Consider the following 19628-nt stretch of genomic DNA (forward strand, 5'->3'; position numbering starts at 1 on the left):
GATGACAAATCGACGTATTCAGACGGCTACCGTTGCGGCCACCGCCGGCGGCGGGTTGGTCACCGCGGCACTGATGCAGGCCGCGCTGGGCGCCGCTGCGCCCGGTGACAACGCCTTCACCATCGACGGCACCGTATTTGACCCCATCACCTCATCGGGCGCCGAAGGTTTCGACCCGGTCGGTCCGCTCAGCCTGGCTCCGCCGCTGTTGGGCCTCGGTGGCGGGTCGGTGAACATTGGACCCACCAGCTTGGACCTCGCCCCGCAGACCTTCGATCTGTACGACGGCACCGAAGCGCTCGGCAGCATCAGCACCAACGAGACCGTCGCGAACCTGCTGGGCCTGTCCAACACCGCGTTCACCGTCCTCGACACCACGCCCGCGGACGGCGTCGAGGCCTCGGCACTACCGGTGAAGGGAACGGTCTACGACGTCCTCAACCTGGGCAATGGCTTCTACAACGTCTATGTCGCCACCCCGGGCGAGAACGGCACCGTCACCGACACCCTGGTGACACCGTTCGGCAACACCGACCTGAGCTCGCTGTTCGCCGACATGAACGCTGCCAACCCGCTGCAGCCGGGCGACGCGTTCACCCCGCTGCAGGCCGGCGACAGCAGCATCGGAGCCGACGCCTTCACCATCGGCGACTTCACGTTCAACCCGTTCAGCACCGGGGCTGACGGCACCGTGACCGAGGGCTTCACCCCGGTCGACTCCCTCGCCGGCTTGCCACCGCTGTTGAACCTCGGCGGCGGCCAACTGGTGTTCAGCCTGGGGTATCCCGGAACCCAGCCACAAGCCTTCGCGCCGCAGGACTTCGACGTCTACGGAAGCGGCGGCAGCGAGCTCGGCAGCGTCAAGACCGCGGTGGACGTGGCGAACCTGCTGGGCATGACCAACACACAGTTGATCATCCAAGGTGTCACCCCGGCCGACGGCGTGGAGGACTCGCAGCTACCGGTACTGGGATCGGTCTACGACGCCTTCAACCTCGGCGGCGGATGGGTGAATGTCTACACGGCGACACCGGACGTCACCGTCGACGGCACCGTCACCCCCGGCACCGTCCACGACACCTTGGTCACGCCGTTCGGCAACATGAACCTGGACTCGCTGTTCGGCGGCATCAATGCCGCCAATCCGCTCGACCCGGGTGACGCGTTCACCGGGCTGCAGGTCGGCGACAGCAGCCTCGGCGATGACGCCTTCAGCCTCGGCGGGTACGTCTTCGACCCGACTCTCGGCTTGACCGGCTCCGAAGAGGGTTTCAACATCGTGCCCGCGCTGTTCGGTGTCGGGCCGCTGCTGGCCCTCGGCGGTGCCTCGGTCGGCATCGGTGGAGGTACACCGATCGACTTCGCCCCGCAGGTCTTCACTGTCTACGACGACTCCGGGTCAAGCCCCACCGACCTCGGGAGCATCACCACCGGCGTGAATGTGTCGAACTTGTTGGGGATGGCCAACACCGAGTTCACCGTGGCGAGCATCGCCGCTGCCGACGGCGTGGACGCCTCGCTGCTGCCCGCGGCAGGAACGGTCTACGACGTCCTGAACTTCGGCGGCGGTTGGCAGAACATCTACATCGCCACGCCCGGCGACGACGGCACCGTCACCGACACCCTGGTAACGCCGTTCGGCAATGTCGATCTGAGCTCATGGTTCGACATGTTCTCCGCCGCGAACCCACTCGACCCGGGCGACGCCTTTACCGGCCTCGATGACGCAGGCGCCATGTTCGCAACAGACCCACTGGCCCTGTTCGGGCTCTGAGGGATAACCCCAACGGGGTTACTGGCAGAGCTTGCCCAGCGCGGTGATGTGCGAATCGAGGTCATGACCCAGCTGCTCGCGCTCCGAATTCGGTTGTCCGACAAGGTAGCTCAGGTTCAGACGCTCCAGCGCACCGGCCATCTTCTCGGTGGTGTCCGCGATGTCTTGCGGTGTCGCAGGGTCCGCCTCCAGCCGGCCACGCAGATACGCCGCACCCGCGGTCAGCGACAACCGGGCGTTGGCCGCCACCGCGAGCTGGGCGATGGGGTTCTCCGGGTCCGGGTTCTTCATGTGCATGTTGTTGGCCACCGCTTGACGGGCAAGCACGACCGCGCCGCACACGTCCTTCTTCGCGCTGTCGACCTGCTCACCGCTGAACTTGCCGGAACCACCCGAGGACGAACCACCCGACGGGTGCCAGAAACCGGCGACGGCCGCGCCGCCGATGAGACCGGCAACCAGTCCGACCGCCCCAGCGATCAGCAGGGGGCGAAGGCTCGACGGCGCCGGCACCGGGGCCGGGGTGGGAGCTGACCGCCGTTTGTCCGTACCGGCACTTTTCGCCGGGGGATCCTGCTTTACGGATTCGGTGGACTCCGGTTCAGTTTCGTCAGCCATGTCACCCAGGATAGCGGTAGGCCCCCGCGGTCAGACCTGGATCTTCCCCTCGGCGGCAGCCGCGCCGATGTCGCTGCGGAAGTGACTTCCCGGCAAACGAATTGAATTGAGGATCCGGTAGGCATCGGCACGCGCAGCACTCAGGTCGTCTCCGACGCCCACCACCGACAGCACCCGCCCACCGGAAGACACCACCGCCCCGTCGTCGCGACGCGCGGTACCGGCGTGCAACACCCCGTCGGCCTCGGCGCCCACGATCACGTCGCCGACGCGCGGCCGGCCTGGGTAGTTCTCCGCGGCCAGCACCACTGTCACCGCCGCGGCATCCCGCCAGCGCAACGCGCCGAACTCGCTCAGTCCGCCGGTGGCGGCGGCATACAGCAACTGCCCGAGTGGCGATTCCAACAGTGCCAGCACCGCCTGGGTCTCCGGATCGCCGAAGCGGCAATTGAATTCGACCACCGCCGGTCCGGTCGAGGTCATCGCCAGACCTGCGTACAGCAAACCGGTGAACCGGCTGCCCCGCCGGAGCAGTTCGGCCGCGACGGGTTCGACGACGTCACTGACAATGCCGGCCACCGCCTCCCGCGACAACCACGGCAGCGGGGCGTATGCACCCATGCCGCCGGTGTTGGGTCCGCTGTCGCCGTCGCCGACCCGCTTGAAGTCCTGCGCCGGCAGCAGCGGCACCACGGTGGCGCCGTCGACCACACAGAACAGGGACAGCTCGGGACCGTCCAGGAAGGATTCCAAGAGCACCGGATGGCCACTGTCGAGCAGCCCGGCGGCGTGGGCCCGGGCCGCTGCCCGATCTGCGGTCACCACTACGCCCTTGCCGGCCGCCAGCCCGTCGTCCTTGACCACCCAGGCCGCCTCTCCGGCATCAGGACCGAACCGGGTCAGGGCGGCGTCCAGGTCAGCGGGGCTGTCGACGATCTCCGAGCGGGCGGTGCGCACCCCGGCGGCGGCCATCACGTCCTTGGCGAACGCCTTGGAACCTTCGATGCGAGCGGCGTCCTGCGACGGGCCGAAACAGGCGATGCCGGCGGCACGCACCGCATCTGCCACACCCAAGACCAGCGGCACCTCCGGGCCGATCACCACCAGGTCGGCCTCGACGTCGCGGGCCAAGGCGGTGACCGCCGCCGCCGAGGTGATGTCAATGTCGCGCTGCTCTGCCAGGGCCGCAGTACCGGCGTTGCCGGGCGCGATCACCAAGTGATCGACCTTCGGGTCGTTGCGAAGGGCTAGGAGTAACGCATGTTCCCGGGCGCCGGAACCGATCACCAGGACGCGCATGGGCGCTACTCCTCTCTGAGTTCGCCTCGCTTCGTCATCGGCGGGACGCGAGACAAAGGATATATAAGGAGAGAGCCCCGCACGCGCCTGGTGTGTGCGGGGCTCTCGCGTTGTAGGTCGGGCCTACGCAGTCCCTTAGCCGCCTCCGGTACCGCCCTTGCCGCCGGTGTTGCCGCTGGCGGACGAACCGCTGGTGCCGCTGGCGCCCCCGCCGCTGCCGGTGGAACTCTTGCCGCCGCCGGCACCGCCGGCACCACCCTTGCCGCCGGCGTTGGTAGTGGCCGTCGAGTTGCCGCCGGAACCGCCAGAACCGCCCTGGCCTCCGCCACCCCCGCCGTTGCCGCCGGCACCACCGGCGCCACCGGCACCGGCCGTGGCCTTACCCTCCGTGGTGCCGGCACCACCGTTAGGTGTCGGGTAGGCGCTGCTGGAGATGGTCGGCTGGTTCGCGCCGCCACCGTTGCCGCCCGTGCCGCCATCGCCGCCGATTCCGGTGGCGCCGCCGGAACCACCCGCACCGCCGACACCACCTGCACCGCCGACCGTGGCCCTGGCCCCGGCAGCACCGACTGCGCCCGTTCCGCGACCGGTCGGCCCGGAGATGTTGCCGTTGTTGGTGGACGTGCTCTTGCTCGGGTCACCCCAGACGATGGTGCCCGCGGCACCGCCATCGCCACCGTTGCCACCCTTGCCGCCCACGCCGTCACCGCCGCTGGCGATCGCAGTCGCCGCGCCGCCGACACCACCGTTGCCGCCCTTGCCACCGTCAGCGCCAGCGCCGGTGTTGCCGTTACCACCGTTGCCACCGGCACCACCAGCGCCGGCGTGATACCCGGTGCCACCGGTCCCGCCGTTACCACCGGTACCGGCCGCTCCCTGGCCATTGCCGTTCGGGTCGATGAACTTGGCGCCACCATTGCCGGTGCTGCCCAGCAGCGGGTTGAAGGCGTCGCCGCCGTTGCCGCCCTTGCCACCGTCACCACCGTTGCCGAGGGTGCCGTTGCTGCCGCCACCAGCGGTCGTGCCACCGGCGCCGCCAGCGCCACCGTTACCGCCGTTGGCACCGTTACCGGCCGCGGCCGCGTGCAGGGCGCCGGAGTTCTGAGTGGCGTCCGCGCCGGGAAGCTGGTGGTCCTCAAAGCCGGCCTGACCGCCGTTGCCGCCGGTGCCACCGACGCCACCGTTACCGCCGTCGCCAGCGTCGCCGAAGGTCGCGTTACCGCCGACACCACCGGCGCCGCCGTTACCACCGGCCTTACCGGCCGTGGCGTTGGTGCCCCCCGGAGTGCCCCCGGGGCTGGTGCCGTTGGCACCCGTTCCGCCCTTGCCGCCGTCACCGCCGTCGCCGCCATCACCGATCGAGCCAGCGCTGCCGCCCTTACCGCCGGCACCACCGTTTTGGCCGACGCCACTGGCCAGCGTGGTGCCGTCACCACCGGCACCGCCCTTACCACCATTGCCACCGGCAGTACCGGCCACACCCGCCTGGCCACTGGCGGCCGACTGCCCACCACCGCTGTCGCCACCGGCACCCGCGGTGCCCGCAGCGCCCCGGTTACCACCGGTACCACCGACGCCACCACTGCCCGCGGCCGCGCCGGTACCGCCACCGAGACCGTTGCCACCGGCGCCACCGTTACCGGCGTTGCCGCCGCTGCCGGCGTTCCCGCCGACACCACCAACACCGTGGTGGTTGGCCGTGCCGTTACTGGCGGTGCCACTGGCCCCGCCCGCACCGCCCTTGCCGCCGTTGCCGCCATTGCCGCCGTTGGTTCCATCACCACCCTTGCCGCCGGTAGCCCCGGCAGTCGTGGCGTTCGTACCGGTGCTGCCATCGGTACCGCTGCCGCCGTTGCCGGCGTTGCCGCCCTGGCCACCGGCGCCGCCACTGGCCGCCACCGCGCCCCGGTCACCACCGGCACCACCGACGCCACCCTGGCCACCGTTGCCACCGTTGGCCGAGCTGCCCGCCGCCTGGGTGAAGCCATTACCACCCCGACCACCGGCGCCACCATCAGCACCCTGACCATCAGCAGCTCGCGTAGCACCGTCGGCCTGCAAACCACCGACACCGCCGCTGCCGCCCTTGCCACCGTTACCACCGGTGCCACCGTTGGGGTTGGCCGAGCTGCTGGCATCGGTGCCCGCAGCACCGTCACCGCCCTTACCGCCGGCACCACCGACACCCGCCGAACCGTTGGTGCCGTCGGTGGCCGCGCCGGTACCGGTGCCGGCCTTACCGCCGATACCGGCGTTACCGCCGTTACCACCGTCATGCCCGGCGCCACCGGCACCGTTGTTCACACCCGCGACACCAGCCGTACCCGCATCACCGGCAGCACCAACACCACCGTTACCGGCATTGCCACCCGAACCCGCAGCACCCACAACACCATTGGTCGACCCCGTACCGGCAGCGCCACCGTTACCACCGGAGCCACCATTGCCACCGGCGCCACCATTGCCATCACCGGTCACAAACGAGCCGGCCGCACCGTCAACACCGTTGCCGCCCTGACCACCAGCACCACCATCAGCACCCGCACCGGTAGCGGCCCGGGTCACCCCGTCCGCGGTCAGACCACCCAGGCCACCATTGCCGCCCTGGCCGCCGTTACCACCGGAGGTACCGCTGTCACCGGCGTTGACACCGTTGACACCCGCGGCACCGTCACCGCCCTTACCGCCAGCACCACCGACACCCGCGGTGCCATTCGTGCCGTCGGTGGCTGCGCCGGTACCGGTGCCGGCCTTACCGCCGATACCGGCGTTGCCGCCGTTACCACCGTCATGCCCCGCGCCACCGGCACCGTTGTTCACACCCGCGACACCGGCACTGCCCGCATCACCGGCAGCACCAACACCACCGTTGCCGGCATTGCCACCCGAGCCCGCAGCACCCACAACACCCGTGGTCGACCCCGTACCGGCAGCGCCACCGTTACCACCGGAGCCACCGCTACCACCGGCGCCGCCGTTGCCGTCACCGGTCACAAACGAGCCGGCCGCACCATCAACACCGTTGCCGCCCTTACCACCGGCACCACCATCAGCACCCGCACCCGAGGCAGCATGCGTGGAACCGTCGGCCTGCAGACCACCCAGGCCACCATTGCCGCCCTTGCCACCGTTACCACCGGAGGTACCACTGTCACCGGCGTTGACACCGTTGACACCCGCAGCACCGTCACCGCCCTTACCGCCGGCACCACCGACACCCGCCGAACCGTTGGTGCCGTCGGTGGCCGCGCCGGTACCGGTGCCGGCCTTACCGCCGATACCGGCGTTACCGCCGTTACCACCGTCATGCCCGGCGCCACCGGCACCGTTGTTCACACCCGCGACACCGGTCGTACCCGCATCACCGGCAGCACCAACACCACCGTTACCGGCATTGCCACCCGAGCCCGCAGCACCCACAACGCCATTGGTCGACCCCGTACCGGCAGCGCCACCGTTACCACCGGAGCCACCGCTACCACCGGCGCCACCATTGCCATCACCGGTCACAAACGAGCCGGCCGCACCATCAACACCGTTGCCGCCCTTACCACCAGCACCACCATCAGCACCCGCACCCGAGGCAGCATGCGTGGAACCGTCGGCGCTCAGACCACCCTGGCCACCATTGCCGCCCTTGCCACCGTTACCCCCGGAGGTACCACTGTCACCGGCGTTGACACCGTTGACACCCGCGGCACCGTCACCGCCCTTACCGCCGGCACCACCGACACCCGCCGAACCGTTGGTGCCGTCAGTGGCCGCGCCGGTACCGGTGCCGGCCTTACCGCCGATACCGGCGTTGCCGCCGTTACCACCGTCATGCCCGGCGCCACCGGCACCGTTGTTCACACCCGCGACACCGGCACTGCCCGCATCACCGGCAGCACCAACACCACCGTTACCGGCATTGCCCCCCGAGCCCGCAGCACCCACAACACCATTGGTCGACCCCGTACCGGCAGCGCCACCGTTACCACCGGAGCCACCGCTACCACCGGCGCCACCATTGCCATCACCGGTCACAAACGAGCCGGCCGCACCATCAACACCGTTGCCGCCCTGACCACCAGCACCACCGTCAGCACCCGCCCCCGACGCAGCATGCGCGGAACCGTCGGCGCTCAGACCACCCTGGCCACCATTGCCACCGGCACCACCATTGCCACCCGCGGTGCCATCCACCGCACCGGCAACGCCATCGACACCATCAGCACCCCGACCACCGGCACCACCATTGCCACCCACACCCGCAGTGCCATCGACACCCGAAGCGGCCTGGCCCCCACGCCCGGAGCCCCCAGCACCACCGGCACCGGCGTTACCCCCAGCACCACCGGCCTGACCGGCCTCCCCATCAACCGACGGGTTGCCGTTGCTCAGGCCATCACGACCCGCCGCCCCATCAGTGCCATCGGCACCATTGCCGGCGTTACCACCCACACCACCGAGGCCCTGCACACCATCGCTGCCCGCAGCCCCATCAGCAGCCCGCGTGCCATCACCACCGACACCACCAGCACCCGCAACGCCCGCCAAACCACCGGCACCACCATCGCCACCGGCACCACCAGCGCCACCATCGCCACCAGCCAAGCCCGCACCGGACTGCTCAAAACCACTACCACCGCTGCCACCGGCACCACCATCGCCACCGTTGCCACCACTGCCCGCGTTACCACCCACGCCACCAACACCAGCAACACCATTGTGAGCACCGGTACCCGCCACACCCCCAGCACCACCGGCACCACCATTGCCACCACGCGAGCCATCCGTGCCGTCCTCGCCCCGGTCACCCGCACCACCGTTGAGCGAACCCGCAGTCCCGTCACCACCATTGGAACCAGCCCCACCCTGGGAACCGGCACCACCGTTGGCGCCGTGACCACCCGCACCACCGACACCACCATTGCCGCCATCACCATCAGCAACCCGGGTCACCCCGTCGGCGCTCAGACCACCCTGGCCACCATTGCCACCGGCACCACCATTGCCACCCGCGGTGCCATCCACCGCACCGGCAACGCCATCGACACCATCAGCACCCCGACCACCGGCACCACCATTGCCACCCACACCCGCAGTGCCATCGACACCCGAAGCGGCCTGGCCCCCACGCCCGGAGCCCCCAGCACCACCGGCACCGGCGTTACCCCCAGCACCACCGGCCTGACCGGCCTCCCCATCAACCGACGGGTTGCCGTTGCTCAGGCCATCACGACCCGCCGCCCCATCAGTGCCATCGGCACCATTGCCGGCGTTACCACCCACACCACCGAGGCCCTGCACACCATCGCTGCCCGCAGCCCCATCAGCAGCCCGCGTGCCATCACCACCGACACCACCAGCACCCGCAACGCCCGCCAAACCACCGGCACCACCATCGCCACCGGCACCACCAGCGCCACCATCGCCACCAGCCAAGCCCGCACCGGACTGCTCAAAACCACTACCACCGCTGCCACCGGCACCACCATCGCCACCGTTGCCACCACTGCCCGCGTTACCACCCACGCCACCAACACCAGCAACACCATTGTGAGCACCGGTACCCGCCACACCCCCAGCACCACCGGCACCACCATTGCCACCACGCGAGCCATCCGTGCCGTCCTCGCCCCGGTCACCCGCACCACCGTTGAGCGAACCCGCAGTCCCGTCACCACCATTGGAACCAGCCCCACCCTGGGAACCGGCACCACCGTTGGCGCCGTGACCACCCGCACCACCGACACCACCATTGCCGCCATCACCATCAGCAACCCGGGTCACCCCGTCGGCGCTCAGACCACCCTGGCCACCATTGCCACCGGCACCACCATTGCCACCCGCGGTGCCATCCACCGCACCGGCAACGCCATCGACACCATCAGCACCCCGACCACCGGCACCACCATTGCCACCCACACCCGCAGTGCCATCGACACCCGAAGCGGCCTGGCCCCCACGCCCGGAGCCCCCAGCACCACCGGCACCGGCGTTACCCCCAGCACCACCGGCCTGACCGGCCTCCCCATCAACCGACGGGTTGCCGTTGCTCAGGCCATCACGACCCGCCGCCCCATCAGTGCCATCGGCACCATTGCCGCGTTACCACCCACACCACCGAGGCCCTGCACACCATCGCTGCCCGCAGCCCCATCAGCAGCCCGCGTGCCATCACCACCGACACCACCAGCACCCGCAACGCCCGCCAAACCACCGGCACCACCATCGCCACCGGCACCACCAGCGCCACCATCGCCACCAGCCAAGCCCGCACCGGACTGCGCAAAACCACTACCACCGCTGCCACCGGCACCACCATCGCCACCGTTGCCACCACTGCCCGCGTTACCACCCACGCCACCAACACCAGCAACACCATTGTGAGCACCGGTACCCGCCACACCCCCAGCACCACCGGCACCACCATTGCCACCACGCGAGCCATCCGTGCCGTCCTCGCCCCGGTCACCCGCACCACCGTTGAGCGAACCCGCAGTCCCGTCACCACCATTGGAACCAGCACCAGCACCACCGGCGCCACCATTGCCGTCGGTCGCCTGGGAGGTGCCGTCAGCCTGCACGCCGCCTTTGCCGCCGTTGCCGCCGGCGCCGCCGGCTGCGCCTGCGGTGCCGTTGATGCTGGCGGCGGTGCCGTTGGTGCCGTCGAGGCCGGTGCCACCGATACCACCGTTGCCGCCTTGTCCGGCGATGCCGGAGGTGCCGCCGGCGGCGGTGGTGCCGCCCCCACTGTCACCCCCGGCGCCGCCCTTACCGGCGTTGCCCCCAGCACCACCGTCTTGACCGGCGTAACCGGCCTGGTGGGTCGCATCACCGTTGGCGCCGTTGGCGCCGTCCGCGCCGGCACCACCGTTGCCGGCGTTACCCCCGACCCCCCCGGCGCCGTGCGCACCGGCCTGGGTGCCGCTACCCCCGACCCCGCCGGCCCCACCAGTGCCACCATTGCCACCACGGGTGCCGTCGGCGCCGGGCGCATCACCATTGCTGCCGTTGATGCCGTTACCACCGCGGCCGCCCTGGCCACCGGCACCACCATTGCCGGTGGTGGCGTGCGAGCCGTCGGTGTTCACACCCCCAGCGCCACCATTACCGCCGACACCACCGGCACCGCCGGCGGTGCCGTCGGGATTCTGGAGGGTGCCGTTGGCGCCGTCCAGGCCGGTGCCACCCACACCACCGTTACCGCCCTTGCCGGCGGTGCCGTCACTACCGTTCGCGGCGGTGGTGCCGCCACCACTGTCACCCCCAGCACCCCCGATGCCGGCGTTGCCGCCCTTGCCGCCGTCCTGGTAAGCATACCCGCCGGTGTGCTGGGCCGTGCCGTTCGCGCCGTCCGCGCCATCAGCGCCGGCACCACCATTGTTAAGCGTTACCCCCACACCCCCAGTCCCATGCGCACCAGTAGAGCTACCGGTGCCCCCAACCCCACCGGCGCCCCCGGCGCCACCATTGCCCCCCCGGGTGCCATCAGCCCCCGGGGTCGCCCCATTAGCACCGTTGAAGCCACTACCCCCACGGCCACCCGCACCACCAGCACCACCAGCACCGTCCGTGGCCTGCGTGCTGCCATCGGCCTCCAGGCCACCAGCGCCACCGTTACCCCCGGCGCCACCCGCCCCACCGGCAGTCCCATCCGGGTTCTGCGCGTCACCGTTGACCCCATCCAGACCGGTACCACCCAGGCCACCGGCACCGCCCTTCCCGGCGATCCCGTCACTACCGTCCGCGGCGGTGGCACCGCCACCACTGTCCCCACCAGCACCCCCGACACCGGCGTTACCGCCGGCGCCGCCGTCTTGACCGGCATAACCGGCGGTGTGCTGGGCAGTGCCGTCGGCGCCATTAGCGCCGGCGGCACCGTTGCCACCATTGCCGGCGTTACCACCGACCCCACCGGCACCGTGCGCACCCTCGACCGTGCCGGTCCCCCCGACACCGCCGGCGCCGCCGGCGCCACCATTGCCACCGCGGGTGCCCGCCGAGCCCGGCTCATCCCCATTAGCACCGTTAAGGCCGTTACCACCACGGCCACCCAAGCCACCGGCACCACCATTGCCGGTCGTGGCCGCCGTGGTGCCGTCGGCCTCCAGACCACCCTGACCGCCGTTACCCCCGGCCCCACCCGCCCCACCGGCGGTGCCATCAGGATTCTGCGCGGTGCCGTTGACCCCATCCAATCCGGTGCCGCCGCGGCCACCGTTACCGCCGACCCCGGCCACACCATCGCTACCGCTGGCCGAGGTGGTGCCGCCACCACTGTCACCGCCGGCACCCCCCTTACCCGCATTGCCCCCATGGCCGCCGTCCTGGCCGGCATACCCGCCCGCATGCTGGCCATCGCCGTTCGCGCCGTCACCACCATCAGCGCCGTTACCACCATTGCCGCCGTTACCGCCCAAACCACCGATGCCGTGGGCGCCGTCAACCGAACCGTGCCCACCCACACCGCCGTGACCACCAGCACCACCATCACCGGCGTTGGTGCCATCCCCACCCGGCACCGCCCCGTTGAACCCGTTGAAGCCGTTACCGCCCGGCGCCACCATCACCACCAGCACCACCAACACCCTGCGCGGCGGACGAACCATCAGCCTGCAAACCGCCGGCGCCACCATCACCACCAGCCCCGCCCTGGCCACCACCGGTGCCATTAACACTGCCCGCGACACCATTGGTGCCCAAGAACCCATCCCCACCCACACCACCATTACCCCCGGCGCTGCCCGACCCGTCCAGGCCATCAGCGACCGTGGTGCTGCCATCACCATTAGCGCCGCCAGCACCGCCGGCACCGAAGTCCCCACCGTTGCCACCAACACCACCAGCACCGGCATCCGGATGCTCCGCCGTACCCGCGGCACCCGCACCACCAGCACCCGCAGCACCGGCATTACCACCATCCCCGGCCGCACCACCACCACCGGCAGCACCGGCCGCGCCATTGCTGGCGCTACCGGCCGCACCGCCGGCACCACCGGCACCCCCGGCGCCACCATTGCCGGCGTCCCCACCGGCCCCACCGTTGCCATCACCACCATCAGCGAACGAGCCCGCCGCGCCCTCAGCACCCGCACCGCCAGCACCACCCGCAGCGCCCTTACCACCAGCACCACCGGAGCCAGCGTTACCGACCACCGCACCACCGGAGCCACCCGCACCACCCGCGCCACCGGCCCCACCGTTGCCGCCCGAAACCCCGGAACCCCCCGCGGTGGTGGCATCCGCGCCGGTCAGGCCGGCGAAACCATTACCGCCGAGACCACCGGTAGCGCCGTTGCCGTGCGCACCACCATCACCCCCGACACCACCCGCACCACCAGAAGCGCCATCACCATTAGCCAACACGCCGGTGCCGTTACCACCAGCACCCCCGACCCCACCATTGCCACTGATCCCCGACGGGACCTGCCCATCAGCACCCGGGCGCCCCGCATTGCCCCACAACCACGACATGAACTTCTCACCCGCAGCACCACCGAGACCGACAACAGTGCCGATCTGCCCGCCCGCGCCGCCATCACCACCATCACCACCACCCAGGAGGCCATCACCACCCAGACCCCCAGCGCCACCATCACCAGCCAGACCCGCATTACCCCCCACACCACCATCACCGGCAGCACCGAAATGCCCACCCACACCCCCGACACCACCACGACCACCCGCACCACCATCGCCACCCACCCCACCGGCACCACCATTGCCGCCCAGATCATCCAGACTCACCCCACCCGCGCCACCGCCACCACCGGCGCCACCGGTGCCACCCACACCACCAGCGCCACCCACACCACCGATACCCAGCACCCACCCGGCCGCGCCACCAGCACCACCATTGCCACCCAAGCCACCGACCAGCCCATCACCACCAGCGGTGCCATTGAGCGCCCCCACCACCCCATCAACACCCGCTACACCCGCCGCACCGACCGCGCCCGCACCCCCAGCACCCCCCGCACCACCGAACCCCAACAGGCTGACCACATCACCACCGGCACCACCATTACCGCCGGCCAGCAACGCATCAACCGAGGCCCCACCCGCACCACCGGCGCCACCATCACCGAACAACCAACCACCCACACCACCAGCGCCACCATCACCACCCTCAACACCCACACCACCGGCGCCGCCATTGCCGAACATGCCCGCAGCGCCACCCACACCACCGGCACCACCAGCGATCCCGGCCACCCCCGCAGCACCGACACCACCATCACCAAACAAAAACCCGCCATCACCCAGATTGCCGAACCACCCCAACGACCCGAACAACGAGTCATTGGACCCGGTGAACCCATCAACACCGTTACCGATCAACTCCCGACCGAACAAGTCCACAAACGGCTGGTTGATCAAGTCCAAAAACTGCTGATTACCAGCAATAAAATCCTGCGTCAGGTCATACAGCGGCAGATACAGATCCTCGTGATAGAACGACGCCACCGCCACATCGAACTGCTCAAACGCATCAACAATGAACCCACCATCAGCCGCACCCGGCTCCGCCCACCCCACCCACAACGCCGAACCCGGATCCGACAACTCCGACCAAAACACCGGATCCAACAAATCAAAACCATCCGCCGACGCCACCGGCACCGACCCCACCCCAAACCCCAAAAACGCCGCCACAACACTCGACGCCCCCACCACACGCCGACCACGAGGCGAACGAACAGCGTCACCGCACACGTGCTGGCCCTGCGATCGACCATTGCCCTTGCTGTTGCGCTGACGAGTCACGTCGTACCTGCTCCCGGATGGCGTGTCCTCTACCTGAGGATGCGGAAAGATTCCGCGAAGACGGAAGTTACCGACGAGTACTGGAGCCCGCCACTCGAAACGGGAGAGAAGTGTCCTGCCGTGGAAAAAACATGACCGAAATAGCCCTAAAAGACCAGGTCGCGTTCACTTGGCGAATGAAGTCCATCACAATAGACCGCAAAAGTGAGGTTTATCATAGGTTTACTAACGGAATCATCGATTTGCCCTAAGAGGTGCCGGGCACGCAGGTAGTCAATCCTTCGACGGAAGCGTAATGGGGTAGACACCGGCCGCCACACCCGGTAAGTGGTTCGCGACTTTTTTCCACTTCTCTGTCATCTCAGCCACCACGGGTTTCAGGCGGCGCTCCAGCCAAAAGGTGACGTTTCGGCCGGTCGCTGCCCCGCCGACCAGATAGCCGACTAGCACGCCCAGGCGCCGCCCACACACGACTCTCAGGTCCGATGGGCCCCGCCCCGACGTAGGTGGGTCGAAGACGGCTCGAGGGCAGGCCGATCGCGTGCCCCTTGATGCGAAAGCCCGCCAAAGCCCCTAAGGTGTCTGCGCCACGACGTCGGGAAGGCCATCGCCCACGTCCCGTCGTGTCAGCGGTTCGTCACCATCGCGTGCAGCTCGTCGAGAGACCACGGCGAAAAGCGCTGGTGATCGCGATACCCCAGCACCGCGGGGACCGGCCGCTCGAAACGGCCCAGGAAGCCTCCCGAAGCCAGGAACACCGACCCGCTCACCCCGACAGACAAGTCACTGGCCAGGTAGGCGTACAGCGGGGCGACGTAATCGGCGGGGGCCGGGTCCAGCGACGCCCGCATGCTGACCTCATCCAACAGGCCCCTGGCGTTCAGGTCACGGATGTGTTTCTCATACTCATCGCCGGTGGACAACCGTGTCTTCGCGCCGGGACAGACGACGTTCGCCCGCACCCCGTAGGGCGCGAGCTCGGCGGCCACCGCCACGGTCAGGCCATTAATCGCGCCCTTGCCGGCGGGATAACCGGTACCGCCGTAATCGCCCAGGAATGCCACCGAACCGCTGTTGACGATCGAGCCGCGGCGTTGCTCGGCCATGATCGGGGCGGCCGCCCGGCACGTCTGAAAAGCCGTGCCCAAATGTGCGTCGAGCAGGTTCTGGAATTGCTCGGTGGAGACCGACAGGATCGAGGAGCCGGGCGGCTCGGCGACGCCGGCGCAGTTGATCAGCACATCGACGCTGCCGTACTCGTCCCGGCAGGCCTGGACCAGCGCCACGGCGGTCGCCTCGACATGGGCGGCGCCGGCCAGACCGATCGCCCGCCCACCCGAGCCGGTGATCACCCCGACGGTGTCGTCCACCGCATCCGGGTCCCGGCCATTCACCACCACCCCGGCTCCGGACGCCGCCAGCAATTCAGCCACCGCTCGGCCGATGCCCCGGCTGCCGCCGACCACGACGGCTGCCCGCCGGGCGAGCAAGGTGTCGGTCACTCGCCCTTCTGCTTATCCAGCACGGCCGCCACGTTGGCCTTCTTGTCCTCCGACTTACCCTCGGCGGCGGCCTTGTTCCGCTTGGCTATTACCTTTTCCACCACGGCATTCAGCCCTGATCCGCGCGGGAAACCGACGTAGTGGGTGATGAAGATGGCCATCTCGCGCAGCTCGTCCTCGGTAAGCTCGCCGTTGTGCAGCGCGGCGTTGACCTGGATCTCGGCCAGGTCCTTCTCCCCCACCGCGGTCACCACCGTCAGCGTCATCAGGCGCTTGTCGCGCATGGAAAGCCCCGGGCGGCTCCAGATTCGGCCGAACAAGTGATCGGCGGTCAGCGCGAAGTACTCACCCGGCATGTCGGGCATCTCCCAGGCATAGACCTCGTTCATCTTGGCCAGCCCGGTACGGCGCAGTTCGTCCATCAGATCTCTCCTAGTCCTTGGAGTGCGGAACGCCCAGGCCGGCGGCGAGTTCGGCCAGCGCAACCCGGGCAAGCGGAAGGTCGACACCGGTAGCCTGGCCCAATCCCAGTGCCAGGCTGAGGTCTTTCTCCCCAAGTCCGCGCGTGTGGGTGAAGGCGTTGTACAGGAAGTGGTCGGGCGCCAGGGGTGTGGTCGAGTCCAGCAGCATGATCGCGCCGGGACCACCGGTGAGCGCATCGGTGTGACGCACCACCCGGCCCAGCGCCTGCAAGTCGAGTCCGGCCGCCTCGGCCAACTTCATGGCTTCGCCGGCCGCTGCGTAGGCGGTGAACGTCAACATGTTGCGCGCCAACTTCATTCGCGTTCCGGCGCCAGGTTCCCCGGCGTGGATCACCAATGATGCCCACTGCTTGAATGCCGGCTTGATCTGCTCGTAGACGGCGCGATCGGCGCCGACCATGGTTGCCAGTTGGCCCTTCTCGGCCGCCCCGGCACCACCGCTGACCGGTGCGTCGACGACGTGAATGCCGTGGCGCTTGAGTTCCTCGGCCAGCTCAGCGGCCGTGGTATCGGCGATCGTCGAGTGGATCGCGATGACGGTGCCCGGCTTCGCCGTCGGCACCAGTTCGGCGACCACCTGGCGGACCTGGGCGTCGTCGAGCACCGTGATGCTGATGATGTCGGTGTTCGCGCCGACCTCGGCAACGCTGCCGGCGACACCGGCCCCGGCCTCAGCCAGTGGCGTCATCGCCTCGGTCCGCAGGTCGAAAATCGTTACGCCGCCAGGCCAGTCGACCAAACGCTTGGCCATCGGCGCACCCATGTTTCCCAGACCGATGTAGCCCAGGCGGGGAGCTTCCTCGGACGTGCTCATGAGCGGATGATCTGTCCGCCGTCGACGTTGAAGATCTGGCCGGTGATCCACGACGCCTGGTCTGACAGCAGGAACAGACACATCGGGACGAGATCTTCCGGCGTGCCCATCCGGGCCAACGGCAGCTGCTGCACCATCTGCTTCACGATGGCCTGCGGGGTGGTGGTCCGGTTGGCCTCGGTGTCGATCGGCCCGGGCGCGATCGCATTGATCCGGATGTTGCGCCAGCCCAGTTCGCGGGAGAGCTGCTGGGTCAGACCATTGACCCCGACCTTGGCCAGACCGTAGAAATTTGAGTACACCCATGCCGCGGTGGAGGATTGGTTGACGATCGCGCCACCACCGCGCTTGGTCATGTGCTCGTAAACCGCCCGGGTGCAGATCAGTGCGCCGTCGAGATTCACTCGCATGAACTTCTCGTAGTAGTCCCATGGCACGGTCAGCAGGCCGTCGAGCTTCATCCCACCGAAGATCGCGGCGTTGTTGACCAGGTAGTCGATTCCGCCGAACTCGGCGACGGCCGCATCCGCCATGGCCTGCGCCGACTCGAGGTCTGAGACGTCGACCGGCACCGCGATCGCCTTGCCGCCGTCAGCGACGATCTGGTCGGCGACGGTCTTGGCGCCATCGATGTTGATGTCAGCGACCACCACCGCGGCGCCGTCGGCGGCCAGAGCCTGGGCGTAGGCCTGCCCGATCCCGCCACCGGAGCCGGTGACGATAGCCACCTTGTCGTCGAATTGACCCATCTGTTTGTTCTCCTTGATCCGGTGATTGTCCTCAGTTGGCTGCTGTCGCAATGGCTTTGATTTCCAGGTACTCCTCGAACCCGGCGATGCCCATCTCGCGGCCGTTGCCGGACTGCTTGTACCCGCCGAACGGCATATCCGCGGAGTACCAGACTCCGCCGTTGACGTTGACGGTGCCGGCCCGCAGCCGCGCCGCGACCCCCGCTGCCCGCTCGGGGTCGGCGCCGTAGACGGTGCCGGACAGCCCGTAGGGCGAGTCGTTGGCGATGCGCACCGCGTCGTCGTCGCCGTCATGCGGGATCACGGTGAGCACGGGCCCGAAGATCTCCTCGCGGGCCACCCGCGCCTCATTGGTCAGCCCGGAGATCACCGTGGGTTCGATGAAGAAACCGGCGGGCTGGTCAGCCGGGCGACCACCACCGCACGCGAACTCGCCGCCCTCGGTGATCGCCAGATCCAGGTAGCTCTGTACCCGGTCGCGCTGGCGCGCCGAGATCACCGGGCCGCAGATGGTGCCGGGCTTGGACGGGTCGCCGGGCTTGATCGAGCCCATGGTGCCCGCGGCGATGGCGACCGCCTCGTCGTAGCGGGCTCGCGGCACCACCAGCCGGGTGGTGATCGCGCAGCCCTGCCCGGCGTGCAGGCAGACCGAGAACCCGGCGACCGAGCAGGCCGCGGCCAGGTCGGCGTCGTCGAGCACCAGGAAGGCGGACTTGCCCCCCAGCTCCAGGAACACCTTCTTGATGGTGGCGGCGGCGTCCGCCATCACGCTGCGGCCGGTGGCGGTCGAGCCGGTGAACGAAACCAAGTCCACCCGAGGGTCTTTAGCCAGCATGGCGCCCAGCGCATGGTCGGTCGAGGTGACGATGTTGACCACGCCCGGTGGAATGTCGGTGTGTTCGGCGATCAGCTCGCCGAGCACCGCGGCGACCCATGGGGTGTCGGGTGCGGGCTTGAGCACGACGGTGTTGCCGGCGGCCAGCGCCGGGCCTAGCTTGGCCAGGTTGATCTGGTGCGGAAAGTTCCACGGGGTGATGGCGCCCACGACGCCCACCGCCTCCCGCACCACCGAGCGCCGAGTGGGAATGCCCATTGGCGAGGCAAGGCCGAGATCCTGTGTCCACTCGTAGTTTTCGGCGGTGTCCGCGGCGAAACTGAGGTCGTTGATCGGCCCTTCCAACTGCGCCCCGGCGGTCAGCATCCGGGGCGCGCCCACGTCGGCGATGGTCAGATCGCGAAGCTCCTCGACATGCTCGCGCATCGCGTCACGCAGCTGACGTACGCAGCGCACCCGCAGTTCGGTGTTGGTCGACCAGCCGGTCTCATCGAAGGCCCGCCGCGCCGCGCCGATGGCGCGATCCATGTCGGCGGTGTCGGCATTGGCCGCCTCACCGAGCACCTCTTCGGTGGCCGGGTTGACGGTGGCGAAGCCGCCGGCTCCGCCCGAGGTCAGCTTGCCGTCGATAAGCAGCCGGCTCACGCCGTCGGCCAGTAACGCCATCAGTCACTCCCAGAGCTTGGTCGCAGTCCCCCGTGAAGAAACACTGCGAAAATGGACACTTGTCCGTTATCACCGGCTCGAACCCTAGACCCACAGTCGGCGCCCCCGCAACCCTCCCAGCCTGAAACCCTTGT

12 protein-coding genes are annotated in these 19628 nt (G+C 69.0%); 1 reads left to right on the plus strand and 11 read right to left on the minus strand.

Annotated features, from left to right (window positions below):
- Position 1: 1 nt before the first annotated feature.
- Positions 2–1774: a hypothetical protein gene (locus K3U94_RS20285; RefSeq protein WP_220694838.1), complete on the plus strand. Its 1773-nt coding sequence runs from the start codon at positions 2–4 to the stop codon at positions 1772–1774.
- A gap of 18 nt (positions 1775–1792) precedes the next feature.
- Here K3U94_RS20285 and K3U94_RS20290 read toward each other — a convergent pair whose 3' ends face one another.
- The 11 genes from K3U94_RS20290 to K3U94_RS20340 form a co-directional block, all read right to left on the minus strand.
- Entirely contained in the window at positions 1793–2392 is a 600-nt protein-coding gene (locus K3U94_RS20290) for a hypothetical protein (RefSeq protein WP_131721472.1), read from the minus strand.
- A gap of 30 nt (positions 2393–2422) precedes the next feature.
- Positions 2423–3691: a phosphoribosylamine--glycine ligase gene (gene purD, locus K3U94_RS20295; RefSeq protein WP_047318156.1), complete on the minus strand. Its 1269-nt coding sequence runs from the start codon at positions 3689–3691 to the stop codon at positions 2423–2425.
- 135 nt (positions 3692–3826) lie between these two features.
- On the minus strand, positions 3827–9538 hold the full coding sequence (locus K3U94_RS24170; RefSeq protein WP_267878328.1) for a PE family protein: 5712 nt from the start codon (positions 9536–9538) through the stop codon (positions 3827–3829).
- Positions 9478–9711: a hypothetical protein gene (locus tag K3U94_RS20305; protein WP_220694839.1), complete on the minus strand. Its 234-nt coding sequence runs from the start codon at positions 9709–9711 to the stop codon at positions 9478–9480. The genes K3U94_RS24170 and K3U94_RS20305 overlap by 61 nt, the downstream gene beginning before the upstream one ends.
- Positions 9712–9732: 21 nt before the next feature.
- On the minus strand, positions 9733–12288 hold the full coding sequence (locus K3U94_RS24175; protein ID WP_220694840.1) for a PE family protein: 2556 nt from the start codon (positions 12286–12288) through the stop codon (positions 9733–9735).
- Positions 12227–14059, minus strand: a complete 1833-nt coding sequence (locus tag K3U94_RS24180) for a hypothetical protein (RefSeq protein WP_220694841.1) — start codon at positions 14057–14059, stop codon at positions 12227–12229. The genes K3U94_RS24175 and K3U94_RS24180 overlap by 62 nt, the downstream gene beginning before the upstream one ends.
- A gap of 1013 nt (positions 14060–15072) precedes the next feature.
- Entirely contained in the window at positions 15073–15948 is an 876-nt protein-coding gene (locus K3U94_RS20320; RefSeq protein ID WP_220694842.1) for an SDR family NAD(P)-dependent oxidoreductase, read from the minus strand.
- Positions 15945–16370, minus strand: a complete 426-nt coding sequence (locus K3U94_RS20325; RefSeq protein ID WP_047320525.1) for a carboxymuconolactone decarboxylase family protein — start codon at positions 16368–16370, stop codon at positions 15945–15947. Before K3U94_RS20325 ends, K3U94_RS20320 begins: the two co-directional genes overlap by 4 nt.
- A 10-nt stretch (positions 16371–16380) precedes the next feature.
- Positions 16381–17244, minus strand: a complete 864-nt coding sequence (locus K3U94_RS20330) for an NAD(P)-dependent oxidoreductase (protein WP_220694843.1) — start codon at positions 17242–17244, stop codon at positions 16381–16383.
- Positions 17241–17993, minus strand: coding sequence for an SDR family oxidoreductase (locus tag K3U94_RS20335; protein WP_220694844.1), 753 nt, complete (start codon positions 17991–17993; stop codon positions 17241–17243). The genes K3U94_RS20330 and K3U94_RS20335 overlap by 4 nt, the downstream gene beginning before the upstream one ends.
- Before the next feature lie 31 nt (positions 17994–18024).
- Positions 18025–19494 (minus strand): aldehyde dehydrogenase, encoded by a 1470-nt coding sequence (locus K3U94_RS20340; protein WP_220694845.1) that lies wholly within the window; start codon positions 19492–19494, stop codon positions 18025–18027.
- Between the last annotated feature and the right edge of the window lie 134 nt (positions 19495–19628).

Source organism: Mycolicibacter heraklionensis, assembly GCF_019645815.1.
GTDB classification, from domain to species: Bacteria; Actinomycetota; Actinomycetes; order Mycobacteriales; family Mycobacteriaceae; genus Mycobacterium; species Mycobacterium heraklionense.